The sequence below is a fragment of the Achromobacter animicus genome, from assembly GCF_902859585.1.
GTDB lineage: Bacteria > Pseudomonadota > Gammaproteobacteria > Burkholderiales > Burkholderiaceae_B > Achromobacter > Achromobacter animicus.
This window is the reverse complement of sequence record NZ_CADIJM010000014.1, coordinates 37,887-53,334: the sequence shown is the minus strand read 5'-3', so window position 1 is coordinate 53,334 and position 15,448 is coordinate 37,887. Positions and strand designations below refer to the sequence as shown.

Genomic DNA, 15,448 nt, shown 5'->3' with positions numbered 1-15,448 from the left:
CCCGCGAGGGACGCGGCGTCTTGCAAGACAGGGAGCTTCAAAAACGGGTTTTTGAGAACTCAGAGAAAGAGAACAAACTGAACGAAGAAGGCGGCATCTTAAACGAAATTGAGATGCCGACCAACCCCGAGGGTGAATGAAACAGATACATTCGCCACGAAAAACGTCAGGGAAAACCCGGTATGCACTTGGGTAGATGGCCGTTTTCCCCAGGGGAAATTCGTCCGGGGATGTCCGATACATTTAGTTAACATTATGTTCGGATAAACACATACAGGGCGTTCCAAAGCGGGCTTGGGAAGCCCGAAATGGCCGGTTTGCGCGGCCAGTTCGGCACCCTTACTTGCGGGCCAGCGACTGCTGGTACGGCCCGGCGTCCAACGCCCCCGCCGGCAAATCCCCCTTCAGCGTCCCGTTGTCCTTGAAGATCTGGAACTCGCGGCCGAGCGTATCCAGATCCGCCGCGTTCAGCGACACCCGGTAATTTTCATCCCACAGGTCCGCGAACACCTGCGCATCCGCTTGCGGCAGATTGCCCGCTTTCTGCACCGCGCTCACCACCTGCGCGGGATTGGCCTGGCCGTATTCCAGCGCCTTGCGCAGCGCCACGATCGCCCGCACAACGGCGTCCGGATTCTTCTGCTGGTACTCCGCGCGGACCAGGCCCACGGCGTTGTAGGGCACGCTGTCGCTTTTGGTCAGCGTCTTCCACTGATCGCCAAACGTGGACAACGTGCGCACCTTCAGATCCTTCAACTGCGCGGTCGTGACATTGCGCAGCGCGGCGGCGTCCACTTCCTTTTGCGCCAGGAACTGCACCAGGCGCGGCTCATTGCCCGGCACCAGCGTGAAATCCTTCTCCTTGATCCCGTGGTTGCCGGCCAGCACGGCGCTGGCGATGGTCGCGGTGGAACTGCCCGCGGGCGACATGCCGATCTTCTTGCCCTTCAGGTCGGCCAGCGTATTGATCGGCGAATCTTCCAGCACCACGAAGGAAACGTTCGACGGCTGCGTCGCCAGCACGATCTTCACCGGGACGCCATCGGTCGCCAGCGCAAACGCGCCCGCGGCCGGAGATCCGAAAGCCAGGTCGATGGCGTTGGCGGCGATGGCGCGGGTCGGGCCATTGACGTCCGAGAAGTGCACGTACTCCACCTCCAGGCCTTGGTCCTTGAAGAAGGTGCCCGCTTCCAGCACCGCGCCGTAACCCAGCGTCAGCCCGCTGGGCCAGTAGCCGACGCGGATCTTTTCGGCATGCGCGGGCGCTGCGGCCAGGCCGCCGGCCATTACCGCCAAGAGCGCGGCGCGTTTGATCAATTGCAAGGGTTTCATAAGTGCTCCAGGTGTGAGTCCTGCCCGGTCAACGCGCCGGCGGCAGGTGTCGGTAAGTGGAATCGGTGCGGTCCAGCCCACGCAGCAGCGCGTGCCACAGTCGCGGGCTGCTGCGGCCGGCGGCGCGGTCGAAGGTTTCTGCCGCACGCTGGATGGCGTCGCGGTCGGGCACCGCGACGGACTGGCCGCTCGCCTGGATCTGCAACTGCGCACGGCAGGCAAATTCCAGGAAATACATCAGTTCGAACGTCTCGCCGACGGTCGCCCCGCACGTCAGCAGGCCGTGGTTGCGCAGCATCAGCGCCTTGTGCGGCCCCAGGTCGCGCACCAGCCGCGCGCGTTCGTCCAGGTCGACCGCCACGCCTTCGTAGGCGTGATAGCCCATGCGCCCATGAAAGCGCGCCGCGTGCTGGGTATAAGGCAGCAGCCCGCCGCGCAGGGCGGACACCGCCACACCGGCCAGCGTGTGGGTGTGCATGACGCACACCGCGTCCGGCCGGGCCTGATGCACCGCCGAATGGATGACAAAGCCCGCCCGGTTGATGCCAAGCCCGGTCGGGTCATCCAGGATTTCGCCGTCCGCGCCCACCGTCACCAGGTTGTCGGCGCGAATCTCGTCGAACAGCAGGCCGAACGGATTGATCAGGAACTGGTCTTCCGCGCCAGGCACACGCGCAGAGATATGCGTGTAGATGAGATCGGTCATGCCGAACTGCGCCGCCAGCCGATGGCAGGCGGCAAGGTCGATGCGCGTCTGCGCGCGCGCGGCGTCCAACACGTCAGGATCGGGCTTGGGTGTCTGCGCCACCGGCGGCCTCCCAGAAGACGATCTTGCGATGCAGCCAGCGCACCGTCTGCGCGCCGGCTACGCCGAATGCGGCCAACAGGATCACGCCGGCGAACATCGTGCTGACGTTCAGATTGACCGCGGCCGATCCGATCAGGTAACCCAGCCCGGCCTCCGACGACACCAGCTCGCCCACCACGGTGCCGATCAGCGCGAGCGACACGCCGATCTGCAAGCCGGCAAAAATGTCGCCGGACGCCGCCGGCAGCTTCACGTGCCGGAAGATGTACCAGCGCGACGCCGAGAACGCGCGGCACGCGTCGATCAGGTCCGGGTCCACACGCCGGATGCCGACGATGGTGTTGATGAACAGCGGGAAAAAGCAGATCAGCACCACCAGCACCACCTTGGACGCCAGCCCGAAGCCGAACCACACCAGGATCAGCGGCGCCAATGCCACCTTGGGCGTGGCCTGGATGGCGACCAGCAGCGGATACACAAATTTCTCGAACGTGCGCGATTCCGCCAGCAGCGCGCCCAGCAGCAGCGCCAGCGCGCTGCCGATGGCGTAGCCGATGAGCGTCGCGGCCACGGTATAGCCGATGTGGCGCCAGATCGTGCCGTCCTGGAATACCGACACCAGTGTGCGGAAGACGGCGCCGGGCGTGGTCAGGATGTAGTCGGGCACCTTGAAGTACGTCACGGAAAAATGCCAGGCCAGCAGCACCACGGCCAGCGTGGCCAGCGGGTACAGGACAGCGGTCAGTCGTTGCATGGATTCATCCGATGAAGTGGCGCCGAAGATGATCGGCAGCGGCGGTGAACGCGGGCTCGGCCAGCGTCGCCATCGTTCGCGGGCGCGGGATATCGACCTTGAAGTCCTCGACCACCCTGCCCGGCCGGGCCGACATGACCAGCACGCGGTCCGACAGCATCACGGCCTCGGGAATGCTGTGCGTGATGAACAGCACCGACTTGCGGTCGCGCATCCAGATCCGCTGCAACTCCAGCGTCAGCGCCTCGCGCGTCATCGCGTCCAGCGCGGCGAATGGTTCGTCCATCAGCAGCAGCCGCGGGTCGCGCTGCAGCATCCGCGCCAGCCCGACCCGCTGCTGCATGCCGCCAGACAGTTCGTTGGGATAGTTGCCGGCAAAGTCGCGCAGCCCCACGAGGTCCAGCAGTTCCCGCGCGCGGCGCTCGGCATCGGCGCCGCGCTCGCCGGCGGTTTCGCTCGGCAGCAAGACGTTGTCCAGCACCGTGCGCCACGGCAGCAGCGTTGGCTTCTGGAAGGCAACGCCGATGTCGCGGCTGGGCCTCTCAACCGGCACGCCGCCGACTTCGACCTGGCCGAGCGTAGGGGTGAGCAGCCCCGCGGCAAGCTTGAGCAGCGTGGACTTGCCGCAGCCCGACGGCCCGAGAATCGTGACGAACTCGCCCTCGCCCACCGCCAGATCCACCTCGCGCAGCGCATCGATGCTGCCGCGCCGCGTCTGGTAGGACACCGACACCGCGCGCGCCTGCAGCAAGGGCGCTGCCGTCATTGGACCGCCTTCGCCTGCGCGCGCACGGCGGCGGCATCGAACGCCGAGAACTTCGGCACGAGCTGGTTGCTGAAGATCTTGTCGACGGGAATGTCGGCGGTGTTGAACTCGCCGGCCTCGTGCATCGCGCCCACGAACGACCGGATCACCCCCAGATCGAATTCGCCCGCCACGCGTTCAGTGCCATCGGGACGGCGCAACGTGCTGTCCATGCGCTTCTTGACCAGCACGATGGCTTCGTCCAGGTTCTTCTGATAGTCGCCATCCTTGGGCTTGGCCTCGGGCTGGTACTTCCAGAACGTCTCGGCGCACAGACGCGGATTGGCGTCGCACGCCAGCACCGCCTTGGTGTAGGCGCGCCCGAAGCGGGCCAGCAGCTCGGGCTGGTCGCGCAGCGTGTCTTCATGCGCGATGAAGCCGTTGCTGTTGATCTTCTGGAAAATCGGCGGATACGGCAGGCGGCGGACCTTGGTGCCGGTCAGCTCAAGCATCGCGGTCCACGAGCTGTTGTAGTTCAGGGCGTCCACCCGGCCCTCCTTCAGCGCCAGAAAGCCGGACCCCAGCACGCCCACCGCCACGACGTCGACATCCTTGCCGGGCACCAGCGATTCCTGCCGCAGCAGCGCACGCGTCGACGGAATGGTGCCCCAGGTCAGCGCGCCGACCCCGATCTTCTTGCCCTTCAGGTCCTTGATCGTCTTGATCGGACCATCGGCCAGCACCGCCAGCTCCAGCTCGTTCGACGGGATGGTGTTGTAGAAGTAGCGCACCGGCAGCGGCGTCTTGCCGGTCTCGTAGCTGGCCAGAACGGGCTCGGGCAGCGGCAGCCCGATGGTGACCTTCTTGGACGCCACCTGGGGCAGCAAGGCGCCTGCGCCCTGGAACACGATCGTCTTGACCTCGATGTTCTCCTGGTCGAAGTAGCCCAGGTCCTTGCCCAGCCCGTATACGCCGCCGCTGGCGACGGTGAGCGGAATGCCCAGGGCCACGGTGACGGTGTCGGCGGCCTGCGCGGCCGGAAAGGCGGCCAGCGCGATGGCGGCCGCGGCTACGCGCGCCAGGGTGTGTGCGGGTTTGGTCATTGCAGTGTTCCGTTGGTGTGTGTTCGTATTCAGGTCGTGCTGGTGCGTGTTCATGCAGATCGGTACGGTGCGCGCCAAGGCGCACCACTGCGCATCAGGCCGCCGAGGCCTCGGGTTCGGTCGACGCCTCACGCGCCCGCTGCTTGAGCAGGTTGCGGTCGACCTTGTTGGTGGAAGCCAGCGGCAAGGCGTCCAGAAACCAGACGCGGCGCGGATGCTGGTAGGCCGGCGCGTGCGTCAGCACGTGCTGCTTGACGGCGTCTTCGGTCAGCACGCCGGGCGCGGCGGGCACAACGAACGCCACCGGCTTGTGGCCCTTGATGTCGTCCGGCACCGGCACGACGCAGGCCTGCTGCACGCCGGGCAGCGTCTCCAGCACTTTCTCGACCTCGCCGGGAAAGATGTTTTCGCCGCCGGACACGAACATGTCGTCGTCGCGGCCCACGAAGTAATAGAAGCCCTGCGCGTCGCGGCGCAGCACGTCGCCCGTGACGTAATAGCCGTCGGCGGTGATGGCCGCGCGGATGTCGGGGCGGTTGTGATAGCCCAGCATGATGCCGGGGCTCTTGACGTGCAGCACGCCCTGGTCGCTCTCGTGGCCCGCGGCGTCCACCAGCCTAACCTGCACCTGCGGATGCGCATGGCCGATCGACATGTCAGGCTGCGGCAGCCCTGCCGGATGGGGGCCGAACGTGACGGGGCCGGCCTCGGTGGTGCCGTACGAATTGATCACGCGAGCCTGGGGCAGCGCACGGCGGATGGCGGCCTGCAAGGCTTCGCTGACGGGCGCCGAGCCCATGCGCACGACCTCCACGCTGCTCAGGTCGGCGCGGGCAAGCAGATCCTCTTCGCGCAGCACCATCGCCATCATCGGCGGCACGGACGTGAGCCAGGTGGGGCGATAACGCGCGATGGCCTCGATGTAGGGCCGCGGCTTGAACTGCGGCAGCAGCACGATGGTCGCCTGCCCGGCCAGCGCAAGCTGGCACAGCGCCAGCGCGTTCATGTGATACATCGGCGCGGCGATCAGATAGCGCTGCCCGGCCAGGCTTTGGCCGGCGAGCCGCGTGCGCACCACCCACAGATGGCTGCGGTGCGACAGCACCACACCCTTGGGCTTGCCGGTGGATCCGGACGTGTACAGGAAGAACGCGGCTTCGTGCGGCGCCGGCGTCACGGCCTCGAACGGACCCGGGTCGAGCAAGGCGTCCAGCCCGGCCTCGCCGGACGCGCCGAACTCCACGACGGGCAGATCCGACGGTGTCTGCGCGCGCCGCGCGGCATCGCAGAAGACCAGCCGCGCGCCGCTGTCCTGGATGACGAAGTCCGACAAGGCGCGCGGAAACTTGTAGTTCACCGGCACGACAACCAGGCCCGCCCGCTGCGCGCCCAGCAGCACGGCCAGGAACTGCGCGCTGTTGGCGGCCAGCACCGCGACGCGATCGCCGCGTTGCAGCCCGCGGCGCAGCAGCCCGCGCGCGACGGCATTGCACAGACCATCAAGCTCCCCGACCGTCAGGCGCGTCTCGTTCTGCGCATCGTCCAGCGCGATCACCGCCACATCGTCGGGCTTGGCGCCCGGCGGGGTGAGCCCGCCCAGGTTGTAGGCATGAAAGCCGGGATCAGTGCTCATAGACGAAGTCCAGTAAGGTGTTCAAGCCCGGCAAAGCCACGGCCAGGCCGCTCAATCCATCGCGTTGCCAGGGCCGCGCGCGCAGGTCGTCGCCCAGCGCGGCGACGTGCCGTTCCAGCGCATCGGGATTGCCAGCGCGCAAGGCGATGGCGCCGAAGAAGCTGTCGCGGCCCAGCGCATCGCACGCAAGATCGCCGTAGCGCTGGGCATAGGCGTCGGCATCCAGCAGATCGACCGAAAAGCCGGGGCTGGGGATCGAAAAGCCGCGCCCGTCCAGATGGACCTGGCCGAACGCCGCCTGCGCGTACGCCTGCGCATCGGCCTGCGGGTGTGCGGACACCAGCGTCAGGCCCGCGAGGCCACGCACGCCATTGGCGTGCGACTGCCATTCAGGACGCCACACCAGTTCCGGCGTCAGGTGCTGGCAGTAATAGACGCGGCCGGCCTCGAAGGCGCCGGGCTGGTAGCGCACGGTGCGGAAGCTGGCTTCGTGCTGCACGCCGTCCAGTTCAAGCGGACGGGTGAAGGCATGCAGCGGCGCCACCGCCGCGCCGGCGCGCGTCAGCGCGGCATGCACGGCGTCGGCCGAGGCCGGCTTGTAGACCAGCCCGTCGATGCCCGCGGGGTTGTCCAGGATCTCCTGGCGCAAGGTGCCACCGTCGGTCGGCAGGCCGATCAGCTCCAGGTAATCGTCCTGGAACACCATCAGATGATTCACCGACCCGAACGCGTGGCGGCCTTGCGGCGTCAGCGTGAACCCCAGCGCCGCGAACAGGCGCGCGGCCGCATCGGTGCCAAAGCGCGTATTGATCACCAGGTGATCGAGCGGCAGAGCGCTGTTCATGCCCCTCTCCCCTCAGCCCTTGGGCGGCGCGGTCAGATACACGCCGCGCCCGCTGGCCAGCAGCGCGCCTTGGGCGTCCTCGATGCGCGCTTCAGCCACCGACAACTGCTTGCCGGCCTTGACGACCTTGCCACGGATGGTGAGGTCGCCCTGGATCGCCGGCCGGTGATAGTCGACCCGCAGGTCCACCGTCGGCACGCCACGGCCCGTGTGGGAGACGAGCGCCCAGTCCGCGGTCAGGTCGATCAGCGCGGCCAGAATGCCGCCGTGCGTGTAGGGGTTGTCGGGGTTGACCGACCATTCCTCGCGCCACGTGGCCTGCAGCACAATCTCGCCGTCGCCGACCGACAGCACTTTCAGGCCAAGCCATTGGTGATAGGGACTGCGCAGGAGACGCGCCTGGATATCGGCCGCGGCGGGCAGGTTCTGTTCAGACATGTTCAAAGGTTCCGATTGGGATTCAGGGAGCGACGATGATCTTGCCGATGACCTTGCGGTCGCGGATGGCGGCCAGGCCTTCGGCCGCTTCTTCAAGCGGCACCACGCGGTCGATCAGCGGCGCGATCTCGCCGCGGTCGACCTGGTCCAGCAGCGCAAGCAGGTTCTCGTCGTAGAAGCTGTTGGAACCCTTGACGGTCAGTTCAAAGCTCCAGATGTAGCGCAGGTCTTCCTTGGGGTCGTAGCCCGCGGTGGCCCCGCACGTCAGCAGGATCCCGCCTCGACGGATGCAACGCAGCGACGGCACCCAGGTGTCGCCGCCCGTGAAGTTCACCACCACGTCCACCCCGCCTTCCGTGCCGCGGCGCTGCGGCTTGCCATACTGCTGGATCGCCCATTTGGAGAAGTCAGTCTCGCGGTAGTCGACAACGTGGTCCGCGCCGATCTCTCGCAAACGCGCCAGCTTGTCCGCGCCGCTGGCGCATGCAATCACCTCGGCGCCCAGGCGCTTGGCCAGGATGACGCTGGCCGTGCCGACGCCGCCGCTGGCGCCCAGGATCAACACCTTGTCGCCGGCCTGCACGGTGCGGTGCGTGACGAGCATCCGGTGGGCGGTGCCATAGGCCACCGGCAAGGCGGCCGCCTGTTCATACGTGACGTTGGCCGGCAACGGCAGAAGCTGCGCCGCCGACACCAGGCAGTACTGCGCCATGCCGCCGTCCAGCATTTCGCCCATCAGGCCCTTCTCGCGATTCAGCGGATTGACCAGCACGCGGTCGCCCGCCTTCCAGCCTTCGACGTCCGCGCCGACCTCGGCGATGTCGCCGGCCAGATCCAGGCCGATGATCACCGGCAGCGGCACCTTGATGCCGGGCATGCCCTGCACCGTGAAGACATCGTGGTAGTTGAAGGACGAGGCGCGCACGCGCACCACGACGTGGCCGGGAGTCGCCTGGGGCACAGGCTTGTCATGGACGACCGACAGTTGGTCCAGGCCGCCGTGCGCGTTGAGCACGAGCGCCTTCATGGTTTGGGACATGTGATTGGATCCGTGAGGGGAAAAAAAGCGGGAAGAAGATCAGTCCGCCGCGGCGCGGCGCCAGCGGAACAGGTGCGTCTCAAGCGGCTTGAGCACGCAGAACTCGATCAGCACCATCAGGCCGACCAGCGTGATCGTCCATGCAAACACCTGATCGGTCTGCACGAGGTCGGCCGCCTGCCGCAGCCTGTAGCCCACGCCGTTGGACGCGCCGATGGTTTCGGCCACCAGCGACACCCGCCAGCCGAAGCCGAACGCCAGGCGCGCGCCTGAAAAGAAGTCGGGCAGGATGGAGGGCAGATAGATCGTGCGCAGGATGCGCAGCGGCGGCATGCGGAAGCTGCGCGCCAGCTCGACCAGGTCGGCGCGCACCGAGCGGGCGCCCTGCCAGACGTTGGTCAGGATCAGCGGCAGCGCGGTCATGAACACCACGAAGATGGTCGTGGCGTTGGAGATGCCGAACCAGATGATGGCGAAGATGGCCCAGATGGCCGAGGAAATTGTGTTGGTGACGGCCAGCACGGGTTCAAAGAACTCGCCCAGCTTGCGGCGGCTGCCGAACAGCAGCCCCAGCGCCGTGCCCGCCACGGCGGCCAACGAGAAGCCCGCGATGACCCGCCAGAAAGTCACGCCCAGGTCGCGCCAGAACGTATCGCTGGAAACCAACCGTCCCAGCGCGTCGGCCACGCGTGCCGGACCCGGCAGGATGTACGCGGGCACGCCGCGCGCGGCGAACGCCCATGCGGCCAGCAGCAGCGCCACCAGCAAGAGGCGCCGGCCCGCATTGCCGCCCAGGACACGCCATGCCGACACGCGGACGGCCGAAATCGAAGTCTGGTTCATGACGCTACACCCGCACGCGCAACTGACGGATCAGCTCGGCGACCTCGGGTTGAGACGGCGCGCGCGGCCTGGTCAGCGTCACGGGCGCGATCTCGCGGATGCGACCGGGCCGCGGCCGCAGAATTACCACCTGATCGGCCAGCACCACCGCTTCCTCGACGTCATGCGTCACAAACACCACGGTCATGCCGCGGCTTGCCTGGATGTCCAGCAGCTCGGCGTGCATCTGCGCGCGGGTGCCGGGGTCCAGCTTGGAGAACGGTTCATCCAGCAGCAGAATGCGCGGCTCGTTCACCAGACTGCGCGCCAGGGCCACGCGGCTGCGCATGCCGCCGGACAACTCATGCGGGTAGGCCGACGCAAAACCGGCAAGCCCCACTGATTCCAGCGCGGCCAGCGCCCGCGCCTGGCGTTCGGCGCGTGGCAAGCGCGTGGCCTCCAGGCCGAAGCAGACGTTGTCCCGCGCGGTGCGCCACGGCAGCAGCCGGTCGTCCTGGAACAGATAGCCCACCGCGCGCCAGTCGGTGTACGCCGCCGTGCTGGCGCCTTCCACCAGGATGTTGCCCTCGTCAGGATGCGCGAGACCCGCAATCAGATTGAGCAGCGTGCTCTTGCCGCAGCCTGACGCACCCAGTATGGCGACCACCTGGCCATGCGGTATGTCCAGGTCGATGCCCTCGAGCACCTGCAGCGGCGAGTCGTTGCGGCGCGCAAAGCGCTTGGACACCTTACGCAGCGAGATGGCGGCGGACGCGGGCTGGCGGTCGGGAGATATGCGATGGACGTGATGGATGGCGGAAAGATCGGTCATGAAAGGCACGGTTGATGACGATGCCTTGCACGCCGGGCTTGGGGCGAAACGACATCATGCTTCGCAGCTTATGCGTCATGCACATGCATGGGAACGAACGATTTCCCATCTGCAAATGGCGTGCAGTCCTTAGGTGAAAACCGGCTATCGGCATGCGGAAATCTTCGTAGCCAGCGGAATGTTGCGCACCTATGTTCAGGGGCTTTCACGCCCCAATTGGATACTCGAAGCATGCCAGCCCGTCTTGCCGTCACCCCCGCCGCCGCGTTGATCGACGTGCCCCGCGTCTTCTCGCTGGAGGGCTTTCATCCGCATTCCGCCGTGACCCTGACGCTGACTTCGCGACAGCCTGATGGCGAGGTCTGGCGCAGCCGCAACACCTACCTCGCCGATGCGAAGGGGACGGTCGACGTGTCCGGGCAGGCGCCCGTATCCGGCGGCTACCGCATCGCCGACGGCCAGGGTCCGATCTGGTCGCAGTCCCCGGCGCATGCCAGCGATGCTGGCGACACCGAGGACCTGCCCGCTCCCGAGGGCGCGGACGGCGTCATCCATGTACGCGCCTCGGCCAGCGACACGCACGGCAATCACGCGTCCGCCCGTTTCGAACAGCGCCACGTCGACAGCGGCGTCACGCGGCAGCCCTTGAACGAGGACGGACTGGTGGGCGTGCTGTATACCCCCGCCGGTCCCGGCCCGCATCCGGCCATCGTGGTGTTGAACGGATCGGGCGGCGGCATCAACGAAGCACGGGCCGCGCTCTTTGCGTCGCGCGGTTATGCCGCGCTGGCGCTGGGCTACTTCGGCGCGCCCGGCTTGCCTGACTACCTTTCCGAAATTCCGCTGGAATACTTCGAGCGCGCGCTGCAATGGCTGCGCGCGACGGTCAGGCCTGTTGAAAACTTCATCGCCGTCAGTGGCCATTCGCGCGGCGGCGAACTGGCGCTGCTGCTGGGCAGCCTGTATCCGCAGGCCGTATCGGCGGTGATCGCCTACGTACCCAGCTCGGTCGTACATGGCGTGTTGAACGCGGGCAAGCCGGGCACGGGCCGCTTCGGTCCCGCCTGGACGCAGGCGGGCCAGCCGCTGGCGCACGTCTGGGAGAACAACGCCGCGCAGGATTGGGGCCTCGTCGACAGCCTGCCCGAGCCCCGCCGCCAGGCGCAGGCGTTCGTGAACGCCCAGCAGGATGCGGCCGCCGTCGCGCGCGCCCGCATTCCGGTGGAACGGATAGCGGGTCCGGTCCTGGTGCTGTCCGCAGGCGACGACGGCTATTGGCCATCGACCCGGTACGCCGCCGACGTGGCACAAACCCTGCAAGCGGCCGGCCATCCGCACGCCGTGGCGCACCTGGACTATCCAGACGCCGGGCACGCCCTGCAGGCGCCCGGTGTGCCCACCACCGAGATTTCGCGCGCGCATGCGGTGTCCGGCATCGTGTTGACCGGCGGCGGCGACGCGGCCGCCAACGCGCGCGCCAACGCGGACTCGTGGGCGGCGGTGCAGCGCTTTCTGGCGGCCGCGGTCGCTGAACGCACCGCAGCCACCGCATGAGCGCGCAGCAGGCGCCCGGCGCGGGCGCACTGGCGGGCGTGACCGTCATTGAATTGGAAGGCATCGGTCCGGCGCCGATGGCGGCGATGCTGCTGGCCGACATGGGCGCGACGGTCCTGCGCATCCAGCGTCGGGATCCCGTCGAGCAAGGCATCCAGCGCGAACCGCGCTTCAACCTGCTGCTGCGAAACCGCACGTCGATTGAACTGGACCTCAAGCGGCCGGAATCCGCGGCGCTGGTGCTGGACCTCGTGGAAAGCGCCGACGCCCTCATCGAAGGCTTCCGTCCCGGCGTGATGGAACGGCTGGGCTTGGGGCCGGACGCGTGCCTCGCGCGCAATCCACGCCTGGTCTATGGCCGGGTCACGGGCTGGGGACAGTCCGGGCCGCTCGCCCAGTCGGCGGGACACGACATCAACTACCTGGCTATCACCGGCGCCCTTGACGCGATCGGCCGGCAGGGCCAGCCGCCCACGCCGCCGCTGGCGCTCCTTGGCGACTTCGCGGGCGGCGGGTTGTATCTGGCGCTGGGCATCCTGGCCGCGCTGATCGAACGCGCGCGCAGCGGTCTGGGACAAGTCGTGGACGCGGCCATGGTCGACGGCGCGGCGTCCCTGTCCACCGCTTTTCACGGGCTGGCTGCGGCGGGCATGTGGCGGGCCGAACGCGGCACCAACCTGATCGACTCGGGCGCGCCCTTCTACGACGTGTACGCCTGCCGAGATGGCCGCTATGTTTCCATTGGCCCGTTGGAGGCCAAGTTCTTCAAGCAACTACTGACGCTGTTGGAACTGCCGCCGGAGCTGGCCGGTTGGCAATCCGACCGCGCCCGCTGGCCGGCGCTGCGCGAGCAGCTGGCGCAAGCCTTTGCCGCCCGCTCGCGCGACGAATGGACCGCGCGGCTGGAAGGAACCGATGCGTGCTTTGCGCCGGTGCTGAATTTTGACGAAGCCCCGAATCACCCGCACTTGCGCGCGCGGCACGTTTATCGAGGTTGACGGCATTGCCCAACCTGCGCCCGCGCCGCGCTTGAGCCGCAGCAAGGCGCCGCCGATCGCGCCGGTCGCGGCGCCATTGCGCAGCACGTCGGCGCTGGCTGCGCTGGGCCGCTGGCTGCCGCCCGCCGCGCTTGAGCGCGCGCAGGCGCACGGCTTGCTCGACTAGACCCTCAGCTACCCGCAGCGGCGTGGGCCGGCGCGAAGAAGTAATCCTTCCAGCTTTCCGCCTGCCCTTGCAGCACGCCGATTTCGCGCAGCTTGTCGGCATATACCTTCGTCTGCTGCGGCGTGATCGTGAACTGGTTCTCGGGATCGTCCAGGATCTTCTTCACGAAATCCGCCGGCAGCTTGGAATTCTGCTGGCGGATGAAGATCGCGGCGGCCTCGTCCTTGTGCGCGGGAATCCATGCGGCGGCTTCCGCTAGCGCGGCGTAGAACGCGTTATAGGTTTTGGGATTGGCGTCGTGGAATTTCTGCGTGGTGTACAGCACGTTGAACGTCGCGGGGCCGCCCAGAATGTCGTACGAACTGATCACCTTGTGCACCGCCGGATTGCGCTCCAGCGCCTGGTAGTAGAACGGCGCGCTGGAAAAATGTGCATTCACCTCCAGGCCGCCAGAAATCAGGGCGGTCGTGGCGTCCGGATGCGGCAGGCTGATGGAGATGTCGTCAAAACGCTTGAAGTTGTCCTTGCCGTAGCGCTTGGCCGCTTCGATCTGCAAGGTGCGCGACTGGAATCCGACGCCCGCGGCCGGCACCGCAATGCGGTCCTTGGCGCCGAAGTCGTCCAGCGTCTTCACCGCCGGATTGTTGCTCAGCAGATAGTTGGGCAACGATCCCAGCGCCGCCACCAGCTTCACGTTCTGCTTGCCGCGCGTGCGGTCCCACAGCACCAGCGCGGGCGGCACGCCGGCCGACACCATGTCCAGCGCACCGGCGAGCAGCGCCTCGTTCATGGCCGATGCGCCAGATATCTGTGCCCATTCCACCTTGATGTCCACGCCGGCCTGCTTGCCGTGCTTTTCGATCAGCTTCTGGTCCTTGACCACATCAAGGATCAGATAGGCGATGCCAAACTGCTGCGCCACGCGCAGCGTGCCTTCGGCATGCACCGGTGCGGCGGCCGCGGCGAGCGTTGCAAAAGCCAGCGCGGAGGTCGCCGCAAAGCGCCGCAGGGGAAAGGGATTGATGGACATGAGGTCGCGGGCTCCTTGGGCCGGTGGGTTCGCCACGCCGCGTCATTCGCGATGTAGGGTGGCGACGCAGGGTTGCAACGTAGGTTGACCGGCGATCCTAGCAACGCGCGCGCGGCGGAGAAACGAACTATTTCTGCTATCCAAATAGCGTCGATGGCAGGCCGCTCAGCGCAGCCGCAATGCCCACGCCGAACGCGCCAGCGCAGCCGAAGGAAACAAGCATATGTCCAGATATTCTTTGTCGGCGCAGCCTTCGCTCCGTAGCATGACCCCAAGCTATTTCACATGCATATCGGGGTTTGGAATCATGAGTTCGTACAAGAAGCTGCCTTCCATCGACGCCGCGCGCCGGCGTTTGCTGTTCCATATCGGCTCGGTGGCGGCCGCTGGCGCGCTGCCCGGCGTGACGTTCGCCCAGTCCCGCGAGCAGGCCACGCTGGCCTCCGGCAGCGCGGGCTACACGTGGGCGCTGCCGTTCGTCGCCGAAAGCGCGGGCTACTGGAAGGCGCGCAACGTGGATCTGAAGGTGCTGGATTTTCCGACCGGACGGGACTCGATGCAGGCCCTGCTGGCCGGCTCGGCCAACTTCTCCACCACCACGGATACGCCGCTGGTCTTTGCCGTGTTGCAGGGACTCAAGCCCGGCATCCTGGCCAACTTCAGCCGCTACTCGTACGACATGAAGATCGTTGCGCGCGAAGGCAGCGGCATCGCCGCCGACAAGCCCGCCAGCCTGAAGGGCAAGAAGATCGGCACGCCCGCCGGCACGTCGGGCCAGTATGCACTGGCCAAATATCTGGAATTCGCAAAGCTGTCCGCCAGCGACATCACGCAGGTGAACCTGGCGCCCACCGATCTCATCGGCGCGCTGGTGCGCGGCGACATCGATGCGTTTTCCTGGACCGCGCAGGCCGGCAACGCCGCGGTGCGCCAAAGCGGCGGCAAGGCGTTCTTTCTGACCCAGGACGGCTACGAAAAATTCTTCCGCAGCCACCAGTTGCTGCTGGTCAACCAGAACACGCTGGACACGCGCCAGGCGCTGGTCAAGGACGCGATCGGGGCGTTGCTCGACGCTGAGAAGCGCATTGCGCAGGATCCGGCGTGGCCCGACCTGATCGCCACGCGCATCCGCAGCACGCCTGCGGAGGTCAAGCAGGCCACGTCGGTATTCGAGTTCAAGGTGGGATTCGATGACAGCTTCGTGGACGACCTCGTGAACCAGGCCAAGTGGGCTATCGACGCCAAGCTGGCGCCCGCGCCCGCCGGCGACCTGCGCGCGCTGTTCCGCGCCGCGATCAAGGACGCGCCGCTGTCGGCCGCCGCGCCCGACCGCGTCAAACTGGCCTGACG

Annotated in this window: 14 protein-coding genes and 1 pseudogene; 3 read left to right on the top strand and 12 right to left on the bottom strand. The window is 67.1% G+C overall.

Annotation, left to right across the window (positions count from 1 at the left end; genetic code table 11):
• Positions 1 to 339 precede the first annotated feature (339 nt).
• From HV681_RS23310 to HV681_RS23260, 11 genes are all read right to left on the bottom strand, one after another.
• Complete coding sequence (locus HV681_RS23310) at positions 340 to 1,332, bottom strand: ABC transporter substrate-binding protein (RefSeq protein ID WP_175125228.1); 993 nt, start codon at positions 1,330 to 1,332, stop codon at positions 340 to 342.
• A 28-nt stretch (positions 1,333 to 1,360) separates the two neighbouring features.
• The gene (locus HV681_RS23305; RefSeq protein WP_254595050.1) at positions 1,361 to 2,140 is read right to left on the bottom strand and encodes a class II aldolase/adducin family protein; all 780 of its coding nucleotides are present in this window, start codon (positions 2,138 to 2,140) and stop codon (positions 1,361 to 1,363) included.
• Complete coding sequence (locus HV681_RS23300) at positions 2,112 to 2,894, bottom strand: ABC transporter permease (RefSeq protein WP_175125227.1); 783 nt, start codon at positions 2,892 to 2,894, stop codon at positions 2,112 to 2,114. The genes HV681_RS23305 and HV681_RS23300 overlap by 29 nt, the downstream gene beginning before the upstream one ends.
• Positions 2,895 to 2,898: 4 nt before the next feature.
• Positions 2,899 to 3,660, bottom strand: coding sequence for an ABC transporter ATP-binding protein (locus tag HV681_RS23295; RefSeq protein ID WP_175125226.1), 762 nt, complete (start codon positions 3,658 to 3,660; stop codon positions 2,899 to 2,901).
• On the bottom strand, positions 3,657 to 4,742 hold the full coding sequence (locus HV681_RS23290; RefSeq protein ID WP_175125225.1) for an ABC transporter substrate-binding protein: 1,086 nt from the start codon (positions 4,740 to 4,742) through the stop codon (positions 3,657 to 3,659). Before HV681_RS23290 ends, HV681_RS23295 begins: the two co-directional genes overlap by 4 nt.
• Before the next feature lie 94 nt (positions 4,743 to 4,836).
• Positions 4,837 to 6,375, bottom strand: coding sequence for a class I adenylate-forming enzyme family protein (locus HV681_RS23285; RefSeq protein ID WP_175125224.1), 1,539 nt, complete (start codon positions 6,373 to 6,375; stop codon positions 4,837 to 4,839).
• Complete coding sequence (locus HV681_RS23280; RefSeq protein WP_175125223.1) at positions 6,365 to 7,219, bottom strand: VOC family protein; 855 nt, start codon at positions 7,217 to 7,219, stop codon at positions 6,365 to 6,367. The genes HV681_RS23285 and HV681_RS23280 overlap by 11 nt, the downstream gene beginning before the upstream one ends.
• Positions 7,220 to 7,231: 12 nt before the next feature.
• On the bottom strand, positions 7,232 to 7,657 hold the full coding sequence (locus tag HV681_RS23275) for a PaaI family thioesterase (protein ID WP_175125222.1): 426 nt from the start codon (positions 7,655 to 7,657) through the stop codon (positions 7,232 to 7,234).
• Between the two features lie 22 nt (positions 7,658 to 7,679).
• Positions 7,680 to 8,684, bottom strand: a complete 1,005-nt coding sequence (locus HV681_RS23270) for a zinc-binding dehydrogenase (protein WP_217467867.1) — start codon at positions 8,682 to 8,684, stop codon at positions 7,680 to 7,682.
• A 51-nt stretch (positions 8,685 to 8,735) separates the two neighbouring features.
• Positions 8,736 to 9,539 carry an ABC transporter permease gene (locus tag HV681_RS23265; RefSeq protein WP_175125220.1) on the bottom strand — a complete coding sequence of 268 codons (804 nt, stop codon included), beginning with the start codon at positions 9,537 to 9,539 and terminating at the stop codon, positions 8,736 to 8,738.
• Between the two features lie 4 nt (positions 9,540 to 9,543).
• Positions 9,544 to 10,350: an ABC transporter ATP-binding protein gene (locus HV681_RS23260; RefSeq protein ID WP_175125219.1), complete on the bottom strand. Its 807-nt coding sequence runs from the start codon at positions 10,348 to 10,350 to the stop codon at positions 9,544 to 9,546.
• A 231-nt stretch (positions 10,351 to 10,581) separates the two neighbouring features.
• Between HV681_RS23260 and HV681_RS23255 the strand changes: the two genes are divergently transcribed.
• Positions 10,582 to 11,904, top strand: coding sequence for an acyl-CoA thioester hydrolase/BAAT C-terminal domain-containing protein (locus HV681_RS23255; protein WP_175125218.1), 1,323 nt, complete (start codon positions 10,582 to 10,584; stop codon positions 11,902 to 11,904).
• Positions 11,901 to 13,068: pseudogene (locus HV681_RS23250) on the top strand (CaiB/BaiF CoA transferase family protein). The gene HV681_RS23255 and the pseudogene HV681_RS23250 overlap by 4 nt, the downstream one beginning before the upstream one ends.
• A gap of 4 nt (positions 13,069 to 13,072) precedes the next feature.
• Here HV681_RS23250 and HV681_RS23245 read toward each other — a convergent pair.
• Entirely contained in the window at positions 13,073 to 14,098 is a 1,026-nt protein-coding gene (locus tag HV681_RS23245; RefSeq protein ID WP_105240043.1) for an ABC transporter substrate-binding protein, read from the bottom strand.
• Positions 14,099 to 14,405: 307 nt separating this feature from the next.
• Between HV681_RS23245 and HV681_RS23240 the strand changes: the two genes are divergently transcribed.
• Positions 14,406 to 15,446 carry an ABC transporter substrate-binding protein gene (locus HV681_RS23240; protein WP_175125217.1) on the top strand — a complete coding sequence of 347 codons (1,041 nt, stop codon included), beginning with the start codon at positions 14,406 to 14,408 and terminating at the stop codon, positions 15,444 to 15,446.
• Positions 15,447 to 15,448: the final 2 nt, after the last annotated feature.

Excerpts from the sequence above, each read along its gene's own strand:
- HV681_RS23310 (WP_175125228.1), bottom strand. The coding sequence starts at position 1,332 with ATGAAACCCTTGCAATTGATCAAACGCGCCGCGCTCTTGGCGGTAATG.
- HV681_RS23300 (WP_175125227.1), bottom strand. The coding sequence starts at position 2,894 with ATGCAACGACTGACCGCTGTCCTGTACCCGCTGGCCACGCTGGCCGTG.
- HV681_RS23295 (WP_175125226.1), bottom strand. The coding sequence starts at position 3,660 with ATGACGGCAGCGCCCTTGCTGCAGGCGCGCGCGGTGTCGGTGTCCTAC.
- HV681_RS23290 (WP_175125225.1), bottom strand. The coding sequence starts at position 4,742 with ATGACCAAACCCGCACACACCCTGGCGCGCGTAGCCGCGGCCGCCATC.
- HV681_RS23285 (WP_175125224.1), bottom strand. The coding sequence starts at position 6,375 with ATGAGCACTGATCCCGGCTTTCATGCCTACAACCTGGGCGGGCTCACC.
- HV681_RS23280 (WP_175125223.1), bottom strand. The coding sequence starts at position 7,219 with ATGAACAGCGCTCTGCCGCTCGATCACCTGGTGATCAATACGCGCTTT.
- HV681_RS23275 (WP_175125222.1), bottom strand. The coding sequence starts at position 7,657 with ATGTCTGAACAGAACCTGCCCGCCGCGGCCGATATCCAGGCGCGTCTC.
- HV681_RS23270 (WP_217467867.1), bottom strand. The coding sequence starts at position 8,684 with ATGAAGGCGCTCGTGCTCAACGCGCACGGCGGCCTGGACCAACTGTCG.
- HV681_RS23265 (WP_175125220.1), bottom strand. The coding sequence starts at position 9,539 with ATGAACCAGACTTCGATTTCGGCCGTCCGCGTGTCGGCATGGCGTGTC.
- HV681_RS23260 (WP_175125219.1), bottom strand. The coding sequence starts at position 10,350 with ATGACCGATCTTTCCGCCATCCATCACGTCCATCGCATATCTCCCGAC.
- HV681_RS23255 (WP_175125218.1), top strand. The coding sequence starts at position 10,582 with ATGCCAGCCCGTCTTGCCGTCACCCCCGCCGCCGCGTTGATCGACGTG.
- HV681_RS23245 (WP_105240043.1), bottom strand. The coding sequence starts at position 14,098 with ATGTCCATCAATCCCTTTCCCCTGCGGCGCTTTGCGGCGACCTCCGCG.
- HV681_RS23240 (WP_175125217.1), top strand. The coding sequence starts at position 14,406 with ATGAGTTCGTACAAGAAGCTGCCTTCCATCGACGCCGCGCGCCGGCGT.